Below are 18,795 nucleotides of genomic sequence, written 5' to 3' on the forward strand. Positions count from 1 at the left end.
TCAGAACAAACTGTCCAGCAGTTCCTTCCGCTTCTCCAGGTATTCCTCTTCACCGATCAGTTTGCGGTCATGCAGGCTTTTCAGGAATTCCAGTTTCTTCACCAGTTCCGGGTTCAGAGGCGGCTCGTTGCCGGTGGCCTGCGGCTGGGTGTTTTCCGGTGCCATTGGTTTCGGGTTCTGTTTTTCCGGGACCGTGGTGCCGGTTTTGCGTTTCAGCCGACGGATCTTCACCGGCCCCTTGTAATCGAGATCCGCCACGATCCAGTTTTCCCATGTTTTATTGCCGAACAGTTTGCCGGTGACGAAGTACTTTTGTCCTTCCTGGGGCAGCATGTGCCACGAAGAGCCGTAACGCGCGTTGAAGTTGCGGGTCAGATTGTGCGCCACTCCCTGAATCTTGTCGAACTTCCAGTACAGTCGGTTGTCGCTGGCGAAGACCGCTCCCTCAGTGTCTCCCCCATCAGATTCAACGGTGAAGCCGACGACATTCCCCGGCCGGACCCGGTTGAGGGCCTTGGTCAGCAGCCGTTTGGAGTCCATGACGTCGTCCTTGGTGAACACGCGTCCCTCCTCGCCCAAAAGGGAGTTGGGCTTGTATTTGAGGGACCACATCTGCTGGACCAGCTCCGCTTCGCTGATTGTGAGCGGGTGTTGCAGTTGCAGCTGGGCCACCGCATCCCCCAGCTGGAATTTACTGATGTAGCGGAGAGTGAGGTTGTCCACTTCCAAAACCCGGCCGGAACTTTCCGGTTCGTGTTTGATCTTGCATCCCACCAGCATTGCGATCATGCAGACGAGCAGGAAAAGGGCGGTCCAGCGGCAAATCCGGTTCGAGTTCAGTTGCGTGTGCGTGGATGGGGACATGTCACTCCTGTATGGGTTTGCGGGCCACGATCGAGGCGAAGGCTTTTTCCTCTTTCGGGTCGTCCACTTCCCGGTAATGTAACACAAGCCAGTCCCCGAACGTTTTCAGCAGTTCATTCGGTGCCAGCACCCATTCGGGCTTGAACCGGCTGTATTTCAGATAGTCCTGGTTGAAGGTTTCGTAAATCAAGAATCCGCCCGGTTTCAGGCCCTCGCGGATGGCTGGAAACAGCTGCCGGTCCAGAAAGTAAAAACAGAGGATCACATCGTAGGCGTTTTTTTCGAACTGGTATGTATCCAGATCGGCGGCAATGCCCTCAATCCTTAAACTTTTTTCCCGGGCAAGGCGGTGAACCCGGTCGATGGCGACTTCGGAGATGTCCACCCCTGTCACCCGGTACCCCCGTTCCGCCAGGTAGAGGGCGTTCCGGCCTTCGCCCATGGCGATGTCCAGCGCCCGCCCACCGGGGGGCAGAAGCGGGGTGTGTTCCACCAGCCACTGGCAGGGCTCGCGACCGGCCAGGCAGTCCGTGGCCTCGTACTTGGCGTTCCATTTTTCCTTGTCTTTTGCCGACATATTATGCAGAATCGGGTTTCCTGCGGCTCCCCCCTGATTTCCCGGAAAACCAGCATGGTATGCCATTTTGAGGGCGTATCAAAATAATTTTGGGAAGGCCCCAGTCCGGGTTGACTTGGAGGGGGGTTTTCGGTATATTCTTTCTTTCGTTTCCGGCTCGCAGGAAAGCATCTCTCACCAGCCAAACCGGTCCCAGACAGGTTCATTGGAGTTATTGGAATGTACGCGGTACTCAAAACAGGCGGAAAGCAATACAAGGTTGCCGAAGGCGACGTTATCCAGGTGGAAAAAGTGGAAGGCAACGTCGGCGATACAGTCACTCTGGATCAGGTTCTTCTGGTCGGTGCGGACGATGACATCCAGGTAGGCAGTCCTCTTGTCTCAGGCAGTGCGGTGACAGCCGAGATCGTGGAGCAGTTCAAGGACAAAAAGATTCTGGTATTCAAGAAGCGACGCCGCAAGAACTATCGCCGGAAAAACGGACACCGCCAGCTGGTGACCCGCCTCAAGATCACCGGCATTTCCAAGTAAGGCGAAGGAGACGTCATGGCACACAAAAAAGGACAGGGCAGTACTTCGAACGGCCGAGACAGCATCGGCAAGCGGCTGGGCGTGAAGCGGTTCGCCGGACAGACGGTGAAGGCGGGCGAGATCATCGTGCGCCAGCGTGGCACGACCATCCATGCCGGTACCAACGTCGGTGTGGGCAACGATTACACGTTGTTTGCCAAAACGCCGGGCGTCGTGAAGTTCGAGTGGCTGAGCCGCACCAAGAAAAAAGTCAGCATTTATCCCGCCAACTGAGGCGCTCCCCATAAGGGGATGCGTTTCCATACATGTTTGTCGATCAGGTCAAGATCACCGTCCGCGCGGGCAAAGGCGGCGACGGCTGTTGCAGTTTCCGCCGTGAGAAGTACATCCCAAAGGGCGGACCCGACGGCGGCGACGGCGGCCGCGGCGGCGATGTTGTCCTGCAGGCCGTTTCCAACCTCACCACCCTTCTCGACCTCCGTTACCAGCAACTTTACCGCGCCGAAAATGGCCGTCCCGGAAGCGGCAATCTCAAAACCGGAAAAAGCGGCGAGACCTGCGTCATCCGTGTGCCCATGGGCACGGTCGTCAAGGATTACGAAACGGGTGAAGTGCTGGCGGACCTGACCGAAGAATTCCAGGAATACGTCGCTGGCAAAGGCGGCCGCGGCGGGTTCGGCAACGATCATTACAAATCCTCCACCAACCGCGCCCCACGCCGGGCCGATTCGGGAAAGCCGGGTGACTCGCGTGTCCTGCTGGTGGAATTGAAGCTGCTTGCTGATGTTGGCATCATCGGGTTTCCCAACGCCGGCAAGTCCACGCTCATCTCCAAAATCTCCAACGCACGGCCGAAGGTCGCCGACTACCCCTTCACCACGCTCACACCCAACCTCGGGCTGGTGCGCGTGGATGAATACAAGTCGTTTGTCGCTGCGGACATTCCCGGTCTCATCGAAGGGGCGCACGAGGGCAAGGGACTGGGCACGCGCTTTCTCAAGCACACCGAACGCACCCGGGTCATCCTGCACATGCTGGACTTTTCCGCCCTGTCTGATCGCGATCCGATCGAGGATTATGAAACCATTCAGAAAGAGTTGAAGGCCTTCAGCGAGGACTTGCATGAAAAGCCGCAGATCCTGGTGGCGAGCAAGATCGACCACCCGGAAGCGGAAGAAAAATTCGAACGTTACCGCGAACGCCTGAAGATCATCAATCCCAGGCTGTTGGCGGTGTCCTCGGTGACAGGGAAAGGCATCAGCGGCCTGATCCACCAGACCTATCAACTATTGCAGGAGCACGTGCCGCCTCCGGACATTGCCCCCGGAGGGTCAGGAAAGGAAGATTGGGCGGAAGAAAACTGATTACTGGATAGCGAAGTCGGTGAAGCTGGCTTTGCGGATTTTTCCATTTTCGATGTTCTTGTTGAACGCTTCCTGCAACCTGTCGCGCAGTTTCTCCTTGGCATACACCACATCGGTATAGAACCGCTGATTGAAAAACCGCTCCACCGTCGAAACCATCACGTTCTCGTAAACGGGCAGGGCCTTGCGAACAACTTCCGCGCTGTCCGGCGTGTCCATTTCGATCTCCAGGCGGAAACTCAATACGCGGATGTCCGTGGTGTTATAAGCAACGGGCAGAATCGTGTTGAAGGCCACGATGGTGGCATTGGGATCGATGAATTGCGCGAGTTCTTCTTCCTGCTTGATCGCCTGCTCGATCTCCTGTTGGGATTCCTGAAGGATTTCGGATTGTTCCAGTTCCTTCAACAGTTCATTGTCCGCGGAAGGCTCCAGCAATTGCGCCGCCTCATCCAGTGCGTTGCCGGGCTTGGTTTCAGGGTCCTTCACCACCGGCTCGATTTCCGGCTCGGTCTTGGTTTCGGGAATCCGGGTGTCTCCCATCAATTGATCGATGTCCATTTCTTTTTCCTCCCCGGACTCCGTAAGCAGATCCTGCACCTCGGGATTGATGGTGGGGGAAGTTTGAGTGCTTTGGGTATCATGGGGAACCATGTCTTCAGGGATTTCACCGTCTGCCACCATGGAGTCGGTCAACTCCTCCGGAGTGAAGGTTTGCATGAGGAAATACCCTGTCCCGGCAAGCAGAAGAAGGCCTGCGACGACCGATGCGGCGACCAGGCCGCCCTTGCGTCGCTGATGGGTTGAGAACAGACTGGGCTTTTTCTCCCTGAAAGCGAGGTCGTAATCTTCGTCATCATCATAGTCTTCGTAAGCTGACTCGTCGACGCCTTCAAACCCCTCCTCCTCGTAAGCCGCATCATCGTCATATTCCCTGCCAATGACCACCGGGCGGGCATCGTCGCCATACTCGTCCAGATCCTCTTCATCTTCATCGCGGAAATCCCCTACATCGGAAAACGGGTCGTCATGGGTGACCGCCAGGGCGTTTTCCTCTTCATCCTCATCCATGTTTGGAAACTCGCGTTCCCACATTTCCTCCCGCGTCAACCCATCGTCTTCCTCGGAAGCATCCAGCGACTCGGCCCAGCTGGAATCCGATACGTTTTTCATCGGCGATGGGGTGTCCGTTTCCTGTTTTCCAAGGGACGCGATGTCCAGTTCTCCTTTTTGACTGAAAAAGGCGGCGGTGAAGTCGTCCGGTTCCTCGTTGGATGTGGCGGAAGTGTAATCCAGGCCGGGTGAAGGGTCCGAAGGCAAGTCGTCAAAACCCCTTTTACCCAGGTTATCGAACATGGCAGATTCCTTGGACGCCGGCTTCGATTCCCCGGTTACCCGATCTCCGGAAAAAAAATCGCCCCCAAGATTCTCCAAGGCGCTGAACCCGGGATGCAGGGGTTTTGGAGGGGTTCCCGATTCGGTTTCTCCCTCCGGAGGGGGCGTCGCTTCTTTTTCTGAGACGGCGGTTTTCGTTTCAGGCATCTGTTCGGTTTCGCCCTCGGTTTCCGGGAACAGATCGGTAAAGGCATCTTCGGGAGCCGGCGGGACGGGTTCCGGGGTCGCTTCTGCATCTGCCCGCGCAAACTCTTCATCCAGGCCAATGACTTCTTTTTCCTGGTCGGCGAACTCTTCATCCAGTCCGATGACGTCCAGATCGTCGTCCAACATATTAATTTCTTCCGGTTCTCCAGGAGAGGCGGTCAACTCCTCCACCGTAGTGAGGACTTCGGGCTCCACGCTGGGTTCGGGATCCGGTCGGGTTTCCTGTTCCTGAATAGATGCGGTATCCGCTTCTTTTTTCTCCTGTTCCTCGAAAGCTTCACCCTGTAATTTTTGTCTCTCCAATTCCAGCATCAGGCGCTGTTCTTCCAGTTGCTTCAGTTTGGACTCCGCCTTCTGACTTTTGAGTTTTTTTCTTTGTGCCTCCAGTGCCTCGAGTTCGGATTCCAGATCTTCATAAGATTTGGAGGGCTCCGGCGCGGTCCCGGCGGTCATGCCTTCCGGTTCGGGCGGCACCTCCTCAGGCTGGTCTGATGGCATTTCCCTGGGCGGCGGGGAAGGAACGGGTTCCGGTTCTGGAGGGACCTCGTCCGGCCTGGATGGAGGAACTTCTTCCGGTGGAGAAGGCTCCTGGGCCCCGGGCCTGTCAGCCTCGGCCTGCACGTCCGGGGGAGGCGCGGATTCCATTTCGCTTTCGGCCGCCGCCTTTTCCCATTGGTCGTCTTCCGGTGCCATTTCGGCAAACATTTCGGCCCAGGCATCGATATCATCGACTTCCTCTTCCACCACTTCCGGCTCTGCGGCTTCCTCTTCCGGTTCCGCATTGATGGCGGCGGGTTGGGCCGTTTCATCTGCAAAGGCCTCGGCCCACAATTCCGGATCCTCAAATGGAGCATCGGAGGCTTCTTCTTCCGGAGGAGCCTCGGGCTCGGCCTCTCCGGATATTGCGTCTACCCAGATTTCAGGGTCAACCAGATCCTTTGGTGCCTTGGCGGTCGTTTCAACAGGTTCCGGATTCTCCGGCATGGCGTCGTTGCCGGTTTCCCCGGAATGTTCGGTTGAGGAATCCCCGTTTTTGGCAAACTCTTCCGCGTACTGGGCAGCTTCCGCCAGTTCCTCCTCTTCCAGCGCTTTTGCCGAGTCCGCTACCTGATCCCAGTCTTTTGTGTCGGGAATGGCTTCCAGGTCTTCGGCACGCGCGATCACTTCCTCCGGCAGGTCGGGATCGATCGGTTCATCGCCCAGGCCCAGCATGTCGCCTGATGTTTCTTCCATTTTTGATTCCGACGATTCCTCACCGGCAGAAACAACCGGAGGGGCACCGGGGCTTTTTTGCGAGTCGGGGGAGGCACTTTCCCCACCTGTTCGAGGTTGGTTGGGCGGCTGCGGCTTTGTTAAAGAGGGGGCCGCTTTTTTCTTGATGCGGAACGGATGGTGGCAGACCGCACATTTAAGCTCGATGCCCTGTTCGCCCAGGGGAGGGAGGGCGACCTCATAATTCGCGCGGCATTTCGGACATACGATCTTCATAAAATCTTGTATAACAAGGTTTAACTTCCATTATAGGGAAAGCCAAACGAGGAGCCAGTTTATATCGGCAAAATCCCTATAAGTCCCAATTTGACAAGGGTTTTAATTAAATATATAATCCTTTTCCAGCCGCGGCCAACATGATTTTTCAGGGGCTGGGTTGTTTGGGCGTTGAATGACGGAGGTCGCGGCTCCGATACCACTCCGGAACCGCCACATTCTATCCATTTTCCAACTAGCAATAATTCATGTCAAAACCTGAATCTGTTGCGCTGATTTTCATCCTGCATGAAGGCACTTTCTAAACAGAGCAGTCTTTTATCGTTGGTTCTCCTGTTAACCCTTTTCGGTTTTTTTCCTGAGAAATCAAGGGCTGTGAAGGGAATTTCTGCGGAATCGCGGTACCTGATGAAGCTGGACAAACGGACGTTCCGGGATCTGTACCTGAAGGCCCGGTTCGATGCCATCCGGCAGGAGCGGCGCATCAGAAACCGGATACACGAGGTGATCCGCAAATACAATTCCGGCCTCGACAGAAAAGGGATGCGGAGTATATCCAACCGGATTTTCAGTGAAAGCCGGAAATACGGCCACGATCCTCTGCTTTTGACGGCCCTCATCGTTACGGAAAGCTCGTTCAATCAGAAAGCGAAGTCGCACAAAGGGGCTCTGGGTTTGATGCAGATCCGTCCCGCAACCGGCTCGGCTCTGGCGACAGAAGCGCAAATGGCGTGGAAGGGTAACTTCACACTGTTCAACCCGGATACGAACATTGCGCTCGGTGCGATGTACCTCGATAAACTTCAGAAACGGTTCCAGGACCTGGATTTGGCTCTGGAAGCCTACAACCACGGGCCTTCACGGCTTTCCCGCTACCTGCGCCAGGGCAAAAAACCCAAAAAGTATTCCCGCAAGGTCATCCGGATGTACGGCCAGTTGAGGTCGAAAACCACTTGATTCCTTCCTGCACTGCTTCTGCCCGCCATTCCCGGTTGGAAATCGCCCTGCCTGTTTGAGTACAATGAATCGGTGATGAAACGAATTGCGAAACATTCATCCGATCGGGCCGCAACCCGGACCTCACCCGTTTTCCGCAGGCGGAGGTGGATGGGGGTCTTCTGCGGGCTGGCTCTGCTGGCTGGCGCGGGATGCTACGCCATGCAGGTCGAACGGGCGTTCGAAGGGGAATTTGCCTCCTTTGAGAACAACCGCATCATCAATGAATACTGCATGAGCTGTCATCTGCACAGGGATTTCAACTCCAGCTCGCATGTGGAGGAAGTCTCGCTGAGCTACCAACGGAAGGTGTTCCGTTACGCCACCGAGTGCCGGGTCTGTCACTACCTGGAAAAGCACTGGTACCTGAACGATTTTCTGCGTAAAACCCGCCGCCCCAAAGAAGCCAACAAGGGCGTTTACACCGCGTTCGAACGCGAGTTTCTGGAATCGCAGAAAACCTCACCCTTACCCCACGACGATTCCACTTCCTGACATTTTGCTGACATTCCTGCGGCCTGGACCCGGTTAATGCGGGGCTTGAATTCCTTTGTTTATCTGCTTTTAAAGGAATTTCGGGGCGAGTACGAAGGGATCTGAAGGGCACAAAAAAACCGCCCGTAACCCGGGCGGTTTTTCCGCGAATTCGATCTGCTTGGGATGTTAGAGGGAATTCTTCATGTTCGGTGCGGGTTTGAAGCCGACCGTTTTGCTTGCCTTGATTTTGATTTCTTCACCGGTCTGCGGGTTTCGGCCTTTGCGGGCTTTTCGGGTCCTCACGGTAAAAGTTCCAAATCCGGGATAAGCAAAACGTTTGTCTTTCTTGATCGCCTTGGCGATGACATCAAAGGTGGCGTCGACAACATCTCCGGCCAATCGTTTACTGAGGTTCGAATCTTTTACGTTTTTGGTTACGCTGGCGATGAGCTCATCTTTAGTCAATGGATCATCCCTCCTTTCGAGATTTTTTTGAGACAGGACCTTCTGGAAAAGGTGAGTATGGTGTAGGACATCAAGCGGGCTCATTATAAAAAATGGGGTTTAAATGTCAAACAAAAAATCAGAAGCAACACCCTTTTCCCTCCCATAAATAAAGGCCGATACGGGGTATGCCTGTTTTTGCGTACGGAATTATAAGCGTTTCGTAATGCGGGAAAGCAAAAATTATCGCAACGATTTTCATTTTTGATTGGACTCGTTCTTCATCAGGGATACAATAATAAAATTAAATCAAAATTGATTAGGAGTGCGGAAGTGGCGGTGTTACCCATAGCGTATCTGGGGCATCCGGTGTTGCGACGCGTGGCAGATCCGGTGGATCTCGAACAATTGACGGCACCTGGAGACAACGAACTGCAAAAGTTCATCGATGACATGATCGAGACCATGCACGATGAAGGCGGTGTGGGCATTGCTGCGCCCCAGGTTCAGCGTTCATTGCAGATCATTGTGGTGGAGTACCAGGGCAACGAACGTTACCCGGATGGGTCCGAAATACCTCTTGAGGTTTACGTCAACCCGGTGATCACCTGGGTCAGTGAAGAGAAAAAAGAGTTCTGGGAAGGATGCCTGAGCGTCAAGGATTTGCGCGGGCTGGTGAGCCGTCCTTCCGCCTGCACCATGGAAGCCTACAACCGCCGGGGTGAGAAGGTGGTGGTGAAGACGGACGGGTTTCTCGCCGTGGTGCTGCAGCATGAGATCGACCATCTGAACGGCATGGTATTCCTGGACCGCATGGAGGACCTCACTCAGCTTTCCTACGAAAAAGAGTTCATGGCCTACTGGGTGAAACCTGCGGAAGAAACCACAGAACCCCAACAAACCGTATGAGCTGGCACGACACATTGGAACAGGAAATCCTGCACCTGTACCAGGAACCGGTCATCGGCTCCGGTTACAGCAACACCTACGGTGAAGCCAACCTCGTCAATCTGGTGACCAAGTTCCGCAGCCTGGAATCGGAACAGATGGAATACATGAAATCCATGGTGGTCACGTTCTCGCAGTCGGACGATCTCGCTTCCAGTTACGTCTCCGTCGGCGTCCTGCACGCGCTCGGCATGCACGACCATGTGGAAAATGCGTACCAGTGGGCGGAAGGGCGTGACGACAGCCATATGTTCACCAGCCACTTCGACATCGGCAAATCCCTCGCCGAGCACTTTGTCATCAATCCTCCCTGATCGGTTGATTCAATAGTTCGACGGAGGCAGTTTGGAATCGCTCGGTTCCACCGGGCAGATCGAGTCCACGGCCTTCCTTTTCTCAGCCCGCCTGCGAACCAGCAGAAACAACCCCCACAAGGTTCCCGGCAAGGCGAACGCTGCGGCCAGCCCCAGGGCCACCTCGCTCAATGTCCATCCCAGGTGGTCGATCGAATACCCGACCCACCAGTTGCTGAGTCCCATGACCAGGGTGAGCATCGCCATCTCCGTGCTGAACACGCGGCCTAGAAACCGGTCCTCCGCTTCCAGATGAATGAGGGCGGAGCTGAACACCCAGATGATGGAACCAAAAAACGTAACGAGCCCGATGCTCACCGCCGCCGTTCCCAGCGTGAACGACCGCGACAGAAAATAAAACCCGACGCCACTGATGAAGAACGCGGAAAAAATCGACAGTTGCAGAACCCGGGTGGAGTCGCCGAAAAAGCGTTTCACGAGGACCGGCCCGAGTGCCGCACCCAGCCCGCGCGCCGAATACATCAACCCCGTGGCCATGGAAATGGCGGCTTCGGTCGAGAACAAAGTGTTGGCGTAAAGCGGAATGAGGGTCATCAACCCACCGCCCAGCGCCAGGCCGGATTTCAAAAGGGAAAGCACGCCGACCACCGGCCGGCGCACGAGGTACTTCATGCCTTCCACCCAGCCGTTCTCTTTTTTCGTGCGTGGGGTTTCATCCTCTGTGCCTGCGGCGGCTTTAACCGGGAATTGAATCCGCGAGACGAAAAATGCGGACACGAGGAAGGTGAAGGCATCGACGACAAAAGCGGCTTTGATGCCGAACAGGCTGACCACACCGCCTCCCAGGGCCGCGCCCAAAGCCAGCATCACCGACCAGGTGGAACCGCTCAACGCGTTCGCCGTCACCAGCTCCTCGCGTGTGCAGAGGGAAGGGATCACCGCGCTGCGTGCCGGTTCGAAAAATCCCGCCAGCGCGATTTCCACCACCGCCAGCGTGTACAGCAACCAGAGGTCGTTCTGGTCTTCCACCAGAAGGAAACCCAGTACCACCACGAAGCGAAACACGTCGGAGGCCATCATGATGGCACGCCGGTCCATGCGGTCGATCAGCACACCGGCGATGGGGCTCACGAAAAAAATAGGCAGGAGCTTGGCCATCATCACCGTCGCCATGGCCATGCCGGTGCCCCCGACTTTCAGCACCAGCGCGAAGATGGCGATGCTGTTCAGCCAGTCGCCGAGTTCGGAGACCACCTGTGCGTACCACAGGTTGCGAAACGGGCGGTTGGATTTGAGAAGCCGGACGTACCCGGCCGAACGGTCGGTGGCCATGGTCGCGGTTTCAGAAGAAAACGGGTCGAATGAATAAGCGGAACGCGTGCGGCGTATTCCGGGACGGAACGGCTGGATGGATCACCACACGGTTGACGTCTTGATCTCCATCACGTGCGCTACCAGCTGGCACACCATGTCCGCGGGAATCGTCCGCGTGTTCAGTGACAGGTCGAAATGCGATGCGTCCTCGATGTCCTGTTTGAAATGGTGCTGGATGAATTCCTGGCGTTCCCGGTCGATTCGCCGGACCAGGGTTTCCGCCTCCGCCTGCGACATATTTTTCAGGCGGGCGATGTGCTCTGCGCGGTAAGCAAAAGGCGCGGTGAGCTTCACGAACACGCCATGCGGTTTGTCGGCGAGAATGTAGTGTGCGCCGCGACCGACGAAAATTGCGGCTTCGTGAGTGACGATCACCTTCATCAGTTTGGACAGCTTGACCAGGTATTCGTCCGGACGCAGTGCTCCGGATGAGATGAGGTAATGAATCCACTGGTCCAACTGGTTGGCATGGTGTTCGTCGAGGGTTTCGATGAAGCTGCGGTTCAGGGCGTCGCGGCTGGCGATGTGGTCCAGCAGGTTGCGGCCGTAAACCTTCCACTGGAATTTTTTTTCGAAGAGGGGAATCAGTTTTTCTTCCAGGCATCCGTAATCCCGTGAAATGGCGATGAAAGGATAGGCTCCGATGCCCGGTTCCTTCCCGGACCGGCCGCTTTTTTTGGCTTCCCATTCCTGAATTTTGTCTTCAATGATTTTTTCCGCTATGGACTCCGGCAGGGTTGCAGACATGTTCCCCTCCTTAAAGTTGAAGGGTGCCCGATGGTTTCGATTCCACAAGTAATATAGGGTATCCCCTGACATTCCTCAAACATATTTGCCGGAAATTCATCGGTTTCACCGAAAGAACCTGCCGGAATTTCCGTGAATGCGATAAAATAATAATTCATAATGGACTTCTTTTTTAATCATTCACTCACGACCGCGACCTATGGATCAAACCCCGCACGAACTTGATGACAAGCTCGACCGACTCGTTGGCAAAATCTCCTTATGGATATCCCTTTTTCTGGCTACAGCCATGACCGTCTGGTATGCCATGGCCAACCCACCGGACGGTGATGAGTTGAAACGCATGCGCCTGTTCTTCAAGGAAAATGCAATCAAGGTCGGCGAGTTCCTGCGCATGCCTCACGATGAAAAGATAAAGGAAGTAAAAAAGGCAAAGCATCCTTTTTACCATTCCTATATGAAGGCCTCGGAGGTGGAGAAAGGGAAGATCCGCAAAATCTACCACGAGTCCATCGACTACACTCCCTACCAGTACTGGTTCAATTTATTTGGACTGTGGATGATCGCTTTTTCCGGGTTCTGGTTTATCGGACTCATGATTCAGGGGGTGGTCAACCTCGTTCGCCAGCAGAAACCTCCATTGTGATGCATTGAGAGAATCTGCGCCCAAAGGGGCTTGCCATGAACGTCGACCAGATCCGTTTTGCCATTTTTCTGGGAGTATTTGTGCTTCTGCTGGGGCTGGAGCGGCTGATCCCGCGTCATCCGACGGTGGATTCCAAGCTGCGGCGGCTGGGTATCAATCTCGGTCTCACGGGAGTCAATGTCGTTCTGGTCAAACTGTTTTTAAGCACCGCTGCCGTGGGCGCCGCCGCCTTCGCTGCAGACCGGGGATGGGGGCTGTTCAATTACCTCGACTGGCCCATGTGGATCGAAGTGGTCCTCACCATCGTGTTCTTCGATTTCATGATTTACCTGCAGCACGTGGTGGTGCATATGATTCCGTTCTTCTGGCGGTTCCACATCGTGCACCATTCCGACCTGGATCTGGACGTCACTTCCGCCCTGCGTTTTCACCCGGTGGAAATTCTGGGATCGATGCTGTTCAAGATGGGGCTGGTGCTGGCGATCGGTCCGTCGGTACTTGCGGTGATCATTTTTGAAGCGGTGCTGAACGGCATGGCGCAGTTCACGCATTCCAATATTTACATTCCTGAGCCGGTGGACCGTGTGCTTCGCCGCCTGATCGTGACGCCGGACATGCACCGTATCCACCATTCCGAAGAGATGCGTGAGACCAACTCCAATTACGGGTTCAACCTGTCCATCTGGGACCGCATGCTGGGGACGTACATTGCCGATGCGCAGAAGGCCCAGCCGGAGATCGTGATCGGCGTGCCCCAGTACAAGCAGCCGGAGCAGTTGACCTTCGGCCGGGTGGTGATGCTCCCGTTGCAAGCCGGGCCTCAGGGGGCGCCACCGCGGCCCGTCTCATGATTCTGGACGCCTGATCAGGCTAAAGAAAGCTCGTCCGGGGCTGGTTGCAGGCCTGATGACGGGCTTGGGCCCGTGTCAGATTTTTCCCATTCTCCAACCCATTCTTGATAGAATCTGCCAATGTCTGCCAGGTATTACTGGATCAGTTTTATCGTTGTGCTGGTGCTGACGGTTGTCATCAGCTGGCTTCGTCAGACCCGCACGAAGAAGGAATTTTTCACCATCATGGCCGCCGTGGCCGCGGGCCTGGTCGTCATCGGTCTGCTGATTGCCGGACTGGCGAAACTGCTGGAAACGCTTGGTATTGCACAATCCGGATTTTAATTTTGAACAGGAACGCGCCCGACCGCGGGGTGGGAAGAAAGGTTCTCAACCGGTCATGAGTTACGGAGTGGAAGCATGAGCACGAGCAACATGGAATTCAGCCCCATCATGTTCATCATCATGGGAATTGCATTTGTGTTCATTTCCTACTTCATGGGGATGATGATCCATTCCGCCTGGATGTACGAAGACTCACCGAAATTGCCTCGCAACAGCAAGAAGGCCTGGATCCTCTGCATGGCCGCAGGGGCGGGGGTGACGGGCTGGATGTTCGCTTACGGGTATTACGTGAATTTCTAGGCAGGTCCCGCCAAAGCAGGGAAGGGCTGCACCCGGCCCGGTCCCCAGACTTCTTTCAACTCGCCAGAATATCGATCAGCCGCTCGCACTCGTTTTTGTATTCCTGGATGTCCTGTTTCTCCTGCTCGTCCAGGTCGTCCGTCATGTTTTCTTCCAGCAGTTCGATGGCATCGTTCAGACCGCCGGCGGCGATGTCCAGTTCGTGTTCCACCAGGGCGTAAATGGAAGGATTGGCGCGCAGTTTGTCGTACACACGGGTGTACTTCGCCTTGTATTCCATGATGTCGCGTTTCTTCTTCTCAGGCAGGTTCGTTTTCAGTTCCATGTTGATATCGGAGATAGCATCGTTCAAGGCCATCTTGATGGTTTCGATATCCTTTGCATTGATGGATGCCAGCGATTTCATTCGGTTCCTTCCATTCTAATTTCTGCGGGGTTGGCAATGGGGCAGGAAGGTGACCCGTGGGGCCCCGTTTCCTGACCTCATTATATGAAGAAAACCGGCGAAAAAAAAGCCCGCGTTTCCTCAGGAAACGCGGGCTCTGGTTGGGGAGGTTACGCGTTGTTGACCTTGATTTGCACGGAGCGCGGCTTCATTTCTTCCTTTTTCGGAAGATTGACGGTCAACATGCCGTGCTCCAGGGTGGCCTCGACGTTTTCAGGGTCGATGCCGTCACCCAGGGTGAAGGAACGTTCAAACCTGGTTTGGCTGAACTCCCTCAGGTGATACTTTTCGTTTTCGGACTTGGATTCCGATTCACGGCTGCCCTTGACGGTCAGTCGCCCGTCATGGATACCGATATCGATCTCATCCTGTTTCCAGCCGGGAACGGCCGCGGTCAGGATGTAGCGGTCTTCTTTTTCCTCGATGTTGCAGCGCAGGGATTCCTGCATCTTGGATACCGGCTCCCACAGCGGGGCCCACGGGCTCATCCGGCCGAAAAAATCAGCATCCTCGAAAAACTTGTCCATGTAGGTTTTGGGAGTGTAATTCACAATCTTGCTCATGTTCTTCCTCCAAAGGATACGGGTTAACGCATTGCTTGGGTCCAGAATGGAGGATTCGGTACCGAACCGTGTCTCTCAACCTTCTGTTCAATAAATAAGATGTTTCGCGGGGGTGTCAAGCTGGTCGTGATTTTTTTTAAGGGAGCCGGTACGGGCTTAAAAATTAAGTGGTTTCGGGGGGATACCGTTTCTGGGGAGGATGGAAAGGAAGAAAGGACGGGGTCCCTCCTGGAGGGGCCATGCGGGGGTCACCTGCTCTCGCGGGCTTCTCGGTAAACGCTTTCGAGAACCTCTTTCAACCGCGTGCGGCCGGCATCGGAGGCGTGGAGCAGAACCCACCAGAACCGGTCCATCAATTGCTGGATCTCCGCCGGGGTCATCCCGGGCACCAGCCGCTTCGGCTCATGGCCCTCCATGATCCATTCGTAGCGCAAATTGTAGTGCCGGCTGAGTTTCTCCGCCCAGGTGTTGGGAAAGCGCCCCCGCTTTTTCGCGCCGGATACGGAACTCTGCCGGATTCCCAGGAAACGTGCCAGCTCTTCCTGCGTCTGCAAATCGGTTTCCAGGCGGATGCGGTTGAACGCGTCAGTGAATCCCATGCGTCGAATCGGTGGTGTTCCAGGCCTAATAATAAGTTGTTTTTATTTGTGTTATATTTGTGGTCGATTCCGGGGTCCTTCGAAACTCAATTGTCTCCACATGATTTTTTATAGGATGAAGCTATAAAAATTCACTCCTCATGGAGCCCGTTTTTGGCTGTACGCAATTGATTGTTGCGGCGCTCCCCCAAACAACTAATATTGATAGTGGAGATTCTTGAACCCTGTATTTGCCCGGACCGGGCGGAGGTGCCAGATGGTGAAGCGAGGGAGTGGTTTGCTGTTGTGCGTGTTGCTGGTCTTTATTTTGGGAATGGGTTGTTCGACGGTTGCCCCGAACCATGTGGCTCCCTCCCAATCGGGTGAATACAAAAACGGGGACAAAAACCTGTACAAAAACCCCGAATTCGAGCACGACGAACGTCGTATGGATTGACGATGAGTGGGCTCCCTGGCTCACTTGAAACGAATCCGCAGGAAACGAAAGAGGCCGGTACGCATCCGGCCTCTTTTGTTTTTCCTTTTCATTTTGGTTTTCTCACACACCCTTCTGAATTTCTGGTGGCTCCCCCATGGCCTCAATCCGCGCAATGCGTTCAGCAAACGAAGGGTGGCTGGCCGATTCCGTCAACGGTGCGTCCTGCAGGTGTGCCTGCATCCATTTCAAGAAATCGATGTACTCTGTTTTACCCAGTCCCAGCTTCTCCAGGTAACGCACCGCCAGCCGGTCCGCCTCGAACTCATGCTCCCGGCTCATGGCGGCGACTTCGGGATCCATCCCCCCGGGAACATGGCGTGCGCTGTTTTTGTAATCATCGTGGTTGAACAGCGACTGGAACCACTGCACGTAGGTCTTGGTCGCTTTCTTCAAAAAGTGTTCGGACTGAATGTGGGCCATCTCGTGTGCGGCGATGCTCAACAGGTGCGGTTGGCCGGCGCGGCCCAGTGCATTCAGAAGGTCTTCCGTGATGTGCACGCGGTGATCGAACGTGGTCCACGCATTGGACAGCCGGTCCTTGTAAACCACGCCTTCAAATTCCTCGCCGGGAAAATTTTTCGCGGCGATCTGGTCGATGCTCTCCTGCCAGCGGTTTTCTCCGGCGCAGGTACCGGGGCCGCAGGGAAGTTGCGCCATCTGCGCTGCGCAGGCGGATTGAAAGGTCAGCAGGATCAACAGCAGGCTTCGTTTCATCGCACGGTTCAGGTTCATCCGTTCACTCGAAATTTGGATCAAGATGGAAGGGGTGCTGTAAACAGGCCCCGTTTTCATTGCCTTCAATATGGCGGCGGCCGGAGAGGGTTTTATGCGGGGATTGTGAGATTTTTGTTTGGGCGGGAAAATGCAGGGGAGGGGCCGATCGGGCCGCAGTCCGTGCAAAACCATAAAAAAAAGACCCGGGAGCGCGGGGCACCCGGGCCTTCTTTCCTTAATATATAAATCTGTAGCGTATGTGGTGGGCCCACCAGGATTCGAACCTGGGACCATCCGGTTATGAGCCGGGGGCTCTGACCAACTGAGCTATGGGCCCGAAAGCGGTCAGCCCTCTATGAAACTGCGCAGTTTCTTGGACCGGCTGGGGTGCCGCAGTTTGCGCAGCGCCTTGGCCTCGATCTGCCGGATGCGCTCGCGCGTGACGGCGAAGTCCTGGCCCACTTCCTCCAGCGTGTGCTCGGAGTCGAGGCCGATGCCAAACCGTTTGCGCAGAACCTTTTCCTCGCGGCTGGCCAGCGTGCCCAGCACCTTCAGCGTCTGCTCCTTCAGGTTCTTTTTCACCACCGAGTCGATGGGTGAGAGCACCTTCTTGTCTTCGATGAAATCGCCCAGGTGGCTGTTTTCCTCCTCGCCGATCGGGGTCTCCAGCGAGATGGGCTCTTTGGCGATCTTGAGCACCTTGCGCACCTTGTCCACCGGCAGGCTCATCTTCTCCGCGATCTCCTCCGGCGTCGGTTCGCGACCCAACTCCTGCACGAGGTGGCGGGAGACGCGGATGAGTTTGTTGATGGTCTCGATCATGTGCACCGGGATGCGGATGGTGCGGGCCTGGTCGGCGATGGCGCGGGTGATGGCCTGGCGGATCCACCACGTGGCGTAGGTGCTGAACTTGTAACCGCGGCGGTACTCGAACTTATCGACGGCTTTCATCAGGCCGATGTTGCCTTCCTGGATGAGGTCGAGGAACTGCAGGCCGCGGTTAGTGTATTTCTTGGCGATGCTGACCACGAGCCGCAGGTTGGCCTCGGCCAGTTCGCGCTTGGCGGTTTTGTCCTTCACCCTGCCGCGGGCGATGGTGCGCACCGTGGCGAGCAGCTGGTCCTTCGAGGTGTTGGTTTCCTTTTCGATCTTCTTGATCTTGCGGCGGCACGCCTGCGCGACTTTCATGTGCTTGTCGTACTGCGCGCGGGTGACCACCTTGTTGGACGGCAGCTTGACGCTTTTCTGCTTGGTCCAGTTCTTGGCCAGTTTCTTCACCTCCGCGAGCGACAGGCCGAGTTCTTTCTCGATCATGCGTTCCTGCTTGCCCGCTTCGCGAAACCGGGCTGCGATCTCGTAAATCCTTTCGATGATGCCGTCCATCACATCACTGTTCAGGTTGAGGTCCAGCACCATGTCCTCGAGCTTGTTCTGTTGCTCGACCAGTTCCTTCTCCACCTTCTCGCGCATTTTATCGGACAGCTTGGTCTCACATCGCTCGCGCAGGCGGAACACCTTCTTTTCCTGCGCCAGCAGGTTCCGGATGGCTTTCTGCAGGCGCTTGATCTCTTCTTTTTCGTCGATTTCCTTTTTCTCGTCCGGTTCGCCCTGGTTGATGACCTCGAATACGTTGATGAGGCCTTCCTTGATGGACTCGCCGAGGCAGACGATTTCGTAGATCGTCACCGAGCAGTTGGCCACGGCGGAGAGCACCTCGTTCTGGCCATCTTCGATACGCTTGGCGATCTCCACCTCACCCTCCCGGGTGAGCAGGGAGATCGTTCCCATCTCCCGCAGGTACATGCGGACCGGGTCGTCGATGCTCACTGTATCGGTTTTGGTGTCGGTAATGGTTTCTTCAACCACTGCCTCCTCCTTTTCTGATTCGTCTTCTTCGTCCGTACTCTTGTCCTCTTTCATGGCCGAATCGACAATATCGATTTCGTTTTCGCCGAACAGATGCATCAGATCGTCGATTTGATCCGGCGCCACGAGATGCGACGGCAAAACATCATTCACCTCTTCATAGGTGAGGTAACCCTTTTCCTTGCCCAGTGAGATGAGCTGATTGATTTCCGAAACATCTGCCACTTTATCCGCATTTGACATGAGGTCCGACTCTCCTGTGTTATGAATTCCAACGGTTTCT

The 18,795-nt window shown here is 55.5% G+C and carries 23 protein-coding genes, 1 tRNA gene and 1 pseudogene; 12 read left to right on the forward strand and 13 right to left on the reverse strand.

Annotated features, from left to right (window positions below; genetic code table 11):
- On the reverse strand, positions 1 to 864 hold the full coding sequence (locus ACTRW9_RS04805) for an SHOCT domain-containing protein (RefSeq protein ID WP_442428503.1): 864 nt from the start codon (positions 862 to 864) through the stop codon (positions 1 to 3).
- Position 865: 1 nt separating this feature from the next.
- Complete coding sequence (locus ACTRW9_RS04810) at positions 866 to 1,441, reverse strand: class I SAM-dependent methyltransferase (RefSeq protein ID WP_442428504.1); 576 nt, start codon at positions 1,439 to 1,441, stop codon at positions 866 to 868.
- A 219-nt stretch (positions 1,442 to 1,660) separates the two neighbouring features.
- Here ACTRW9_RS04810 and rplU point away from each other — a divergent pair, with 219 nt between their 5' ends.
- From rplU to obgE, 3 genes are read left to right on the forward strand one after another with little or no spacing between them, the layout of a single operon-like run.
- The gene (gene rplU, locus ACTRW9_RS04815; RefSeq protein WP_442428505.1) at positions 1,661 to 1,972 is read left to right on the forward strand and encodes a 50S ribosomal protein L21; all 312 of its coding nucleotides are present in this window, start codon (positions 1,661 to 1,663) and stop codon (positions 1,970 to 1,972) included.
- 15 nt (positions 1,973 to 1,987) lie between these two features.
- Positions 1,988 to 2,245, forward strand: coding sequence for a 50S ribosomal protein L27 (gene rpmA / locus ACTRW9_RS04820; RefSeq protein ID WP_442427788.1), 258 nt, complete (start codon positions 1,988 to 1,990; stop codon positions 2,243 to 2,245).
- Between the two features lie 32 nt (positions 2,246 to 2,277).
- Positions 2,278 to 3,336 carry a GTPase ObgE gene (obgE, locus tag ACTRW9_RS04825; protein WP_442428506.1) on the forward strand — a complete coding sequence of 353 codons (1,059 nt, stop codon included), beginning with the start codon at positions 2,278 to 2,280 and terminating at the stop codon, positions 3,334 to 3,336.
- Here obgE and ACTRW9_RS04830 read toward each other — a convergent pair whose 3' ends face one another.
- Together ACTRW9_RS04830 and ACTRW9_RS04835 are read right to left on the reverse strand one after the other, a co-directional pair.
- Entirely contained in the window at positions 3,337 to 6,171 is a 2,835-nt protein-coding gene (locus tag ACTRW9_RS04830; RefSeq protein ID WP_442428997.1) for a hypothetical protein, read from the reverse strand.
- Positions 6,172 to 6,330: 159 nt separating this feature from the next.
- Positions 6,331 to 6,426, reverse strand: a pseudogene (locus tag ACTRW9_RS04835) (zinc-ribbon domain-containing protein); the annotation flags it as partial.
- A gap of 375 nt (positions 6,427 to 6,801) precedes the next feature.
- Between ACTRW9_RS04835 and ACTRW9_RS04840 the strand changes: the two are divergent.
- Positions 6,802 to 7,383 carry a lytic transglycosylase domain-containing protein gene (locus ACTRW9_RS04840; protein ID WP_442427786.1) on the forward strand — a complete coding sequence of 194 codons (582 nt, stop codon included), beginning with the start codon at positions 6,802 to 6,804 and terminating at the stop codon, positions 7,381 to 7,383.
- Between the two features lie 150 nt (positions 7,384 to 7,533).
- Positions 7,534 to 7,917 (forward strand): hypothetical protein, encoded by a 384-nt coding sequence (locus tag ACTRW9_RS04845; protein WP_442427785.1) that lies wholly within the window; start codon positions 7,534 to 7,536, stop codon positions 7,915 to 7,917.
- Between the two features lie 168 nt (positions 7,918 to 8,085).
- Here the strand turns inward: ACTRW9_RS04845 and ACTRW9_RS04850 are convergent, their stop codons facing one another.
- Positions 8,086 to 8,364 (reverse strand): HU family DNA-binding protein, encoded by a 279-nt coding sequence (locus ACTRW9_RS04850; RefSeq protein WP_005005830.1) that lies wholly within the window; start codon positions 8,362 to 8,364, stop codon positions 8,086 to 8,088.
- 312 nt (positions 8,365 to 8,676) lie between these two features.
- Here ACTRW9_RS04850 and def point away from each other — a divergent pair, with 312 nt between their 5' ends.
- On the forward strand, positions 8,677 to 9,252 hold the full coding sequence (gene def / locus ACTRW9_RS04855) for a peptide deformylase (RefSeq protein ID WP_442428507.1): 576 nt from the start codon (positions 8,677 to 8,679) through the stop codon (positions 9,250 to 9,252).
- Positions 9,249 to 9,605 carry a hypothetical protein gene (locus ACTRW9_RS04860; RefSeq protein WP_005005828.1) on the forward strand — a complete coding sequence of 119 codons (357 nt, stop codon included), beginning with the start codon at positions 9,249 to 9,251 and terminating at the stop codon, positions 9,603 to 9,605. Before def ends, ACTRW9_RS04860 begins: the two co-directional genes overlap by 4 nt.
- A 9-nt stretch (positions 9,606 to 9,614) precedes the next feature.
- Here ACTRW9_RS04860 and ACTRW9_RS04865 read toward each other — a convergent pair whose 3' ends face one another.
- Together ACTRW9_RS04865 and ACTRW9_RS04870 are read right to left on the reverse strand one after the other, a co-directional pair.
- Positions 9,615 to 10,937, reverse strand: coding sequence for an MFS transporter (locus ACTRW9_RS04865; protein ID WP_442428508.1), 1,323 nt, complete (start codon positions 10,935 to 10,937; stop codon positions 9,615 to 9,617).
- Positions 10,938 to 11,018: 81 nt separating this feature from the next.
- Complete coding sequence (locus ACTRW9_RS04870) at positions 11,019 to 11,726, reverse strand: AAA family ATPase (RefSeq protein ID WP_442428509.1); 708 nt, start codon at positions 11,724 to 11,726, stop codon at positions 11,019 to 11,021.
- Positions 11,727 to 11,925: 199 nt separating this feature from the next.
- Between ACTRW9_RS04870 and ACTRW9_RS04875 the strand changes: the two genes are divergently transcribed.
- The 4 genes from ACTRW9_RS04875 (at position 11,926) to ACTRW9_RS04890 (ending at position 13,847) form a co-directional block, all read left to right on the forward strand.
- Positions 11,926 to 12,372, forward strand: coding sequence for a hypothetical protein (locus ACTRW9_RS04875; protein WP_442427781.1), 447 nt, complete (start codon positions 11,926 to 11,928; stop codon positions 12,370 to 12,372).
- 35 nt (positions 12,373 to 12,407) lie between these two features.
- Complete coding sequence (locus ACTRW9_RS04880) at positions 12,408 to 13,223, forward strand: sterol desaturase family protein (RefSeq protein ID WP_442428510.1); 816 nt, start codon at positions 12,408 to 12,410, stop codon at positions 13,221 to 13,223.
- Between the two features lie 120 nt (positions 13,224 to 13,343).
- The gene (locus tag ACTRW9_RS04885) at positions 13,344 to 13,547 is read left to right on the forward strand and encodes a hypothetical protein (RefSeq protein ID WP_442427779.1); all 204 of its coding nucleotides are present in this window, start codon (positions 13,344 to 13,346) and stop codon (positions 13,545 to 13,547) included.
- A 75-nt stretch (positions 13,548 to 13,622) separates the two neighbouring features.
- A complete protein-coding gene (locus ACTRW9_RS04890; protein ID WP_005005812.1) occupies positions 13,623 to 13,847 on the forward strand; it encodes a hypothetical protein in 225 nt (74 codons plus the stop codon).
- A 55-nt stretch (positions 13,848 to 13,902) separates the two neighbouring features.
- Here ACTRW9_RS04890 and ACTRW9_RS04895 read toward each other — a convergent pair whose 3' ends face one another.
- From ACTRW9_RS04895 to ACTRW9_RS04905, 3 genes are all read right to left on the reverse strand, one after another.
- The gene (locus tag ACTRW9_RS04895) at positions 13,903 to 14,253 is read right to left on the reverse strand and encodes a hypothetical protein (protein WP_442427778.1); all 351 of its coding nucleotides are present in this window, start codon (positions 14,251 to 14,253) and stop codon (positions 13,903 to 13,905) included.
- 149 nt (positions 14,254 to 14,402) lie between these two features.
- Positions 14,403 to 14,855: an Hsp20/alpha crystallin family protein gene (locus ACTRW9_RS04900; RefSeq protein ID WP_442427777.1), complete on the reverse strand. Its 453-nt coding sequence runs from the start codon at positions 14,853 to 14,855 to the stop codon at positions 14,403 to 14,405.
- Positions 14,856 to 15,103: 248 nt separating this feature from the next.
- Positions 15,104 to 15,454 (reverse strand): helix-turn-helix domain-containing protein, encoded by a 351-nt coding sequence (locus ACTRW9_RS04905; protein WP_442427776.1) that lies wholly within the window; start codon positions 15,452 to 15,454, stop codon positions 15,104 to 15,106.
- Positions 15,455 to 15,710: 256 nt separating this feature from the next.
- Here ACTRW9_RS04905 and ACTRW9_RS04910 point away from each other — a divergent pair, with 256 nt between their 5' ends.
- Complete coding sequence (locus tag ACTRW9_RS04910; RefSeq protein ID WP_442428511.1) at positions 15,711 to 15,890, forward strand: hypothetical protein; 180 nt, start codon at positions 15,711 to 15,713, stop codon at positions 15,888 to 15,890.
- 102 nt (positions 15,891 to 15,992) lie between these two features.
- Here the strand turns inward: ACTRW9_RS04910 and ACTRW9_RS04915 are convergent, their stop codons facing one another.
- The 3 genes from ACTRW9_RS04915 to rpoD all read right to left on the reverse strand — a co-directional run bounded on the left by ACTRW9_RS04915 (position 15,993) and on the right by rpoD (position 18,755).
- Positions 15,993 to 16,664 carry a M48 family metalloprotease gene (locus ACTRW9_RS04915; protein ID WP_442428512.1) on the reverse strand — a complete coding sequence of 224 codons (672 nt, stop codon included), beginning with the start codon at positions 16,662 to 16,664 and terminating at the stop codon, positions 15,993 to 15,995.
- A 242-nt stretch (positions 16,665 to 16,906) separates the two neighbouring features.
- Positions 16,907 to 16,983, reverse strand: a tRNA-Ile gene (locus ACTRW9_RS04920).
- Positions 16,984 to 16,991: 8 nt separating this feature from the next.
- Positions 16,992 to 18,755 carry an RNA polymerase sigma factor RpoD gene (gene rpoD, locus ACTRW9_RS04925; protein ID WP_442427773.1) on the reverse strand — a complete coding sequence of 588 codons (1,764 nt, stop codon included), beginning with the start codon at positions 18,753 to 18,755 and terminating at the stop codon, positions 16,992 to 16,994.
- Between the last annotated feature and the right edge of the window lie 40 nt (positions 18,756 to 18,795).

Origin of the sequence: Nitrospina sp. 32_T5 (genome assembly GCF_052156635.1) — a bacterium.
In the GTDB taxonomy this organism is placed as follows: Bacteria; Nitrospinota; Nitrospinia; order Nitrospinales; family Nitrospinaceae; genus Nitrospina.

Excerpts from the sequence above, each read along its gene's own strand:
- ACTRW9_RS04870 (WP_442428509.1), bottom strand. The coding sequence starts at position 11,726 with ATGTCTGCAACCCTGCCGGAGTCCATAGCGGAAAAAATCATTGAAGAC.
- rpmA (WP_442427788.1), top strand. The coding sequence starts at position 1,988 with ATGGCACACAAAAAAGGACAGGGCAGTACTTCGAACGGCCGAGACAGC.
- ACTRW9_RS04880 (WP_442428510.1), top strand. The coding sequence starts at position 12,408 with ATGAACGTCGACCAGATCCGTTTTGCCATTTTTCTGGGAGTATTTGTG.
- ACTRW9_RS04860 (WP_005005828.1), top strand. The coding sequence starts at position 9,249 with ATGAGCTGGCACGACACATTGGAACAGGAAATCCTGCACCTGTACCAG.
- ACTRW9_RS04805 (WP_442428503.1), bottom strand. The coding sequence starts at position 864 with ATGTCCCCATCCACGCACACGCAACTGAACTCGAACCGGATTTGCCGC.
- ACTRW9_RS04910 (WP_442428511.1), top strand. The coding sequence starts at position 15,711 with ATGGTGAAGCGAGGGAGTGGTTTGCTGTTGTGCGTGTTGCTGGTCTTT.
- ACTRW9_RS04830 (WP_442428997.1), bottom strand. The coding sequence starts at position 6,171 with ATGGAAGAAACATCAGGCGACATGCTGGGCCTGGGCGATGAACCGATC.
- rpoD (WP_442427773.1), bottom strand. The coding sequence starts at position 18,755 with ATGTCAAATGCGGATAAAGTGGCAGATGTTTCGGAAATCAATCAGCTC.
- ACTRW9_RS04890 (WP_005005812.1), top strand. The coding sequence starts at position 13,623 with ATGAGCACGAGCAACATGGAATTCAGCCCCATCATGTTCATCATCATG.
- ACTRW9_RS04845 (WP_442427785.1), top strand. The coding sequence starts at position 7,534 with ATGGGGGTCTTCTGCGGGCTGGCTCTGCTGGCTGGCGCGGGATGCTAC.
- ACTRW9_RS04810 (WP_442428504.1), bottom strand. The coding sequence starts at position 1,441 with ATGTCGGCAAAAGACAAGGAAAAATGGAACGCCAAGTACGAGGCCACG.
- ACTRW9_RS04875 (WP_442427781.1), top strand. The coding sequence starts at position 11,926 with ATGGATCAAACCCCGCACGAACTTGATGACAAGCTCGACCGACTCGTT.
- ACTRW9_RS04915 (WP_442428512.1), bottom strand. The coding sequence starts at position 16,664 with ATGAACCTGAACCGTGCGATGAAACGAAGCCTGCTGTTGATCCTGCTG.
- ACTRW9_RS04885 (WP_442427779.1), top strand. The coding sequence starts at position 13,344 with ATGTCTGCCAGGTATTACTGGATCAGTTTTATCGTTGTGCTGGTGCTG.
- ACTRW9_RS04895 (WP_442427778.1), bottom strand. The coding sequence starts at position 14,253 with ATGAAATCGCTGGCATCCATCAATGCAAAGGATATCGAAACCATCAAG.
- obgE (WP_442428506.1), top strand. The coding sequence starts at position 2,278 with ATGTTTGTCGATCAGGTCAAGATCACCGTCCGCGCGGGCAAAGGCGGC.
- ACTRW9_RS04905 (WP_442427776.1), bottom strand. The coding sequence starts at position 15,454 with ATGGGATTCACTGACGCGTTCAACCGCATCCGCCTGGAAACCGATTTG.
- ACTRW9_RS04865 (WP_442428508.1), bottom strand. The coding sequence starts at position 10,937 with ATGGCCACCGACCGTTCGGCCGGGTACGTCCGGCTTCTCAAATCCAAC.
- ACTRW9_RS04900 (WP_442427777.1), bottom strand. The coding sequence starts at position 14,855 with ATGAGCAAGATTGTGAATTACACTCCCAAAACCTACATGGACAAGTTT.
- rplU (WP_442428505.1), top strand. The coding sequence starts at position 1,661 with ATGTACGCGGTACTCAAAACAGGCGGAAAGCAATACAAGGTTGCCGAA.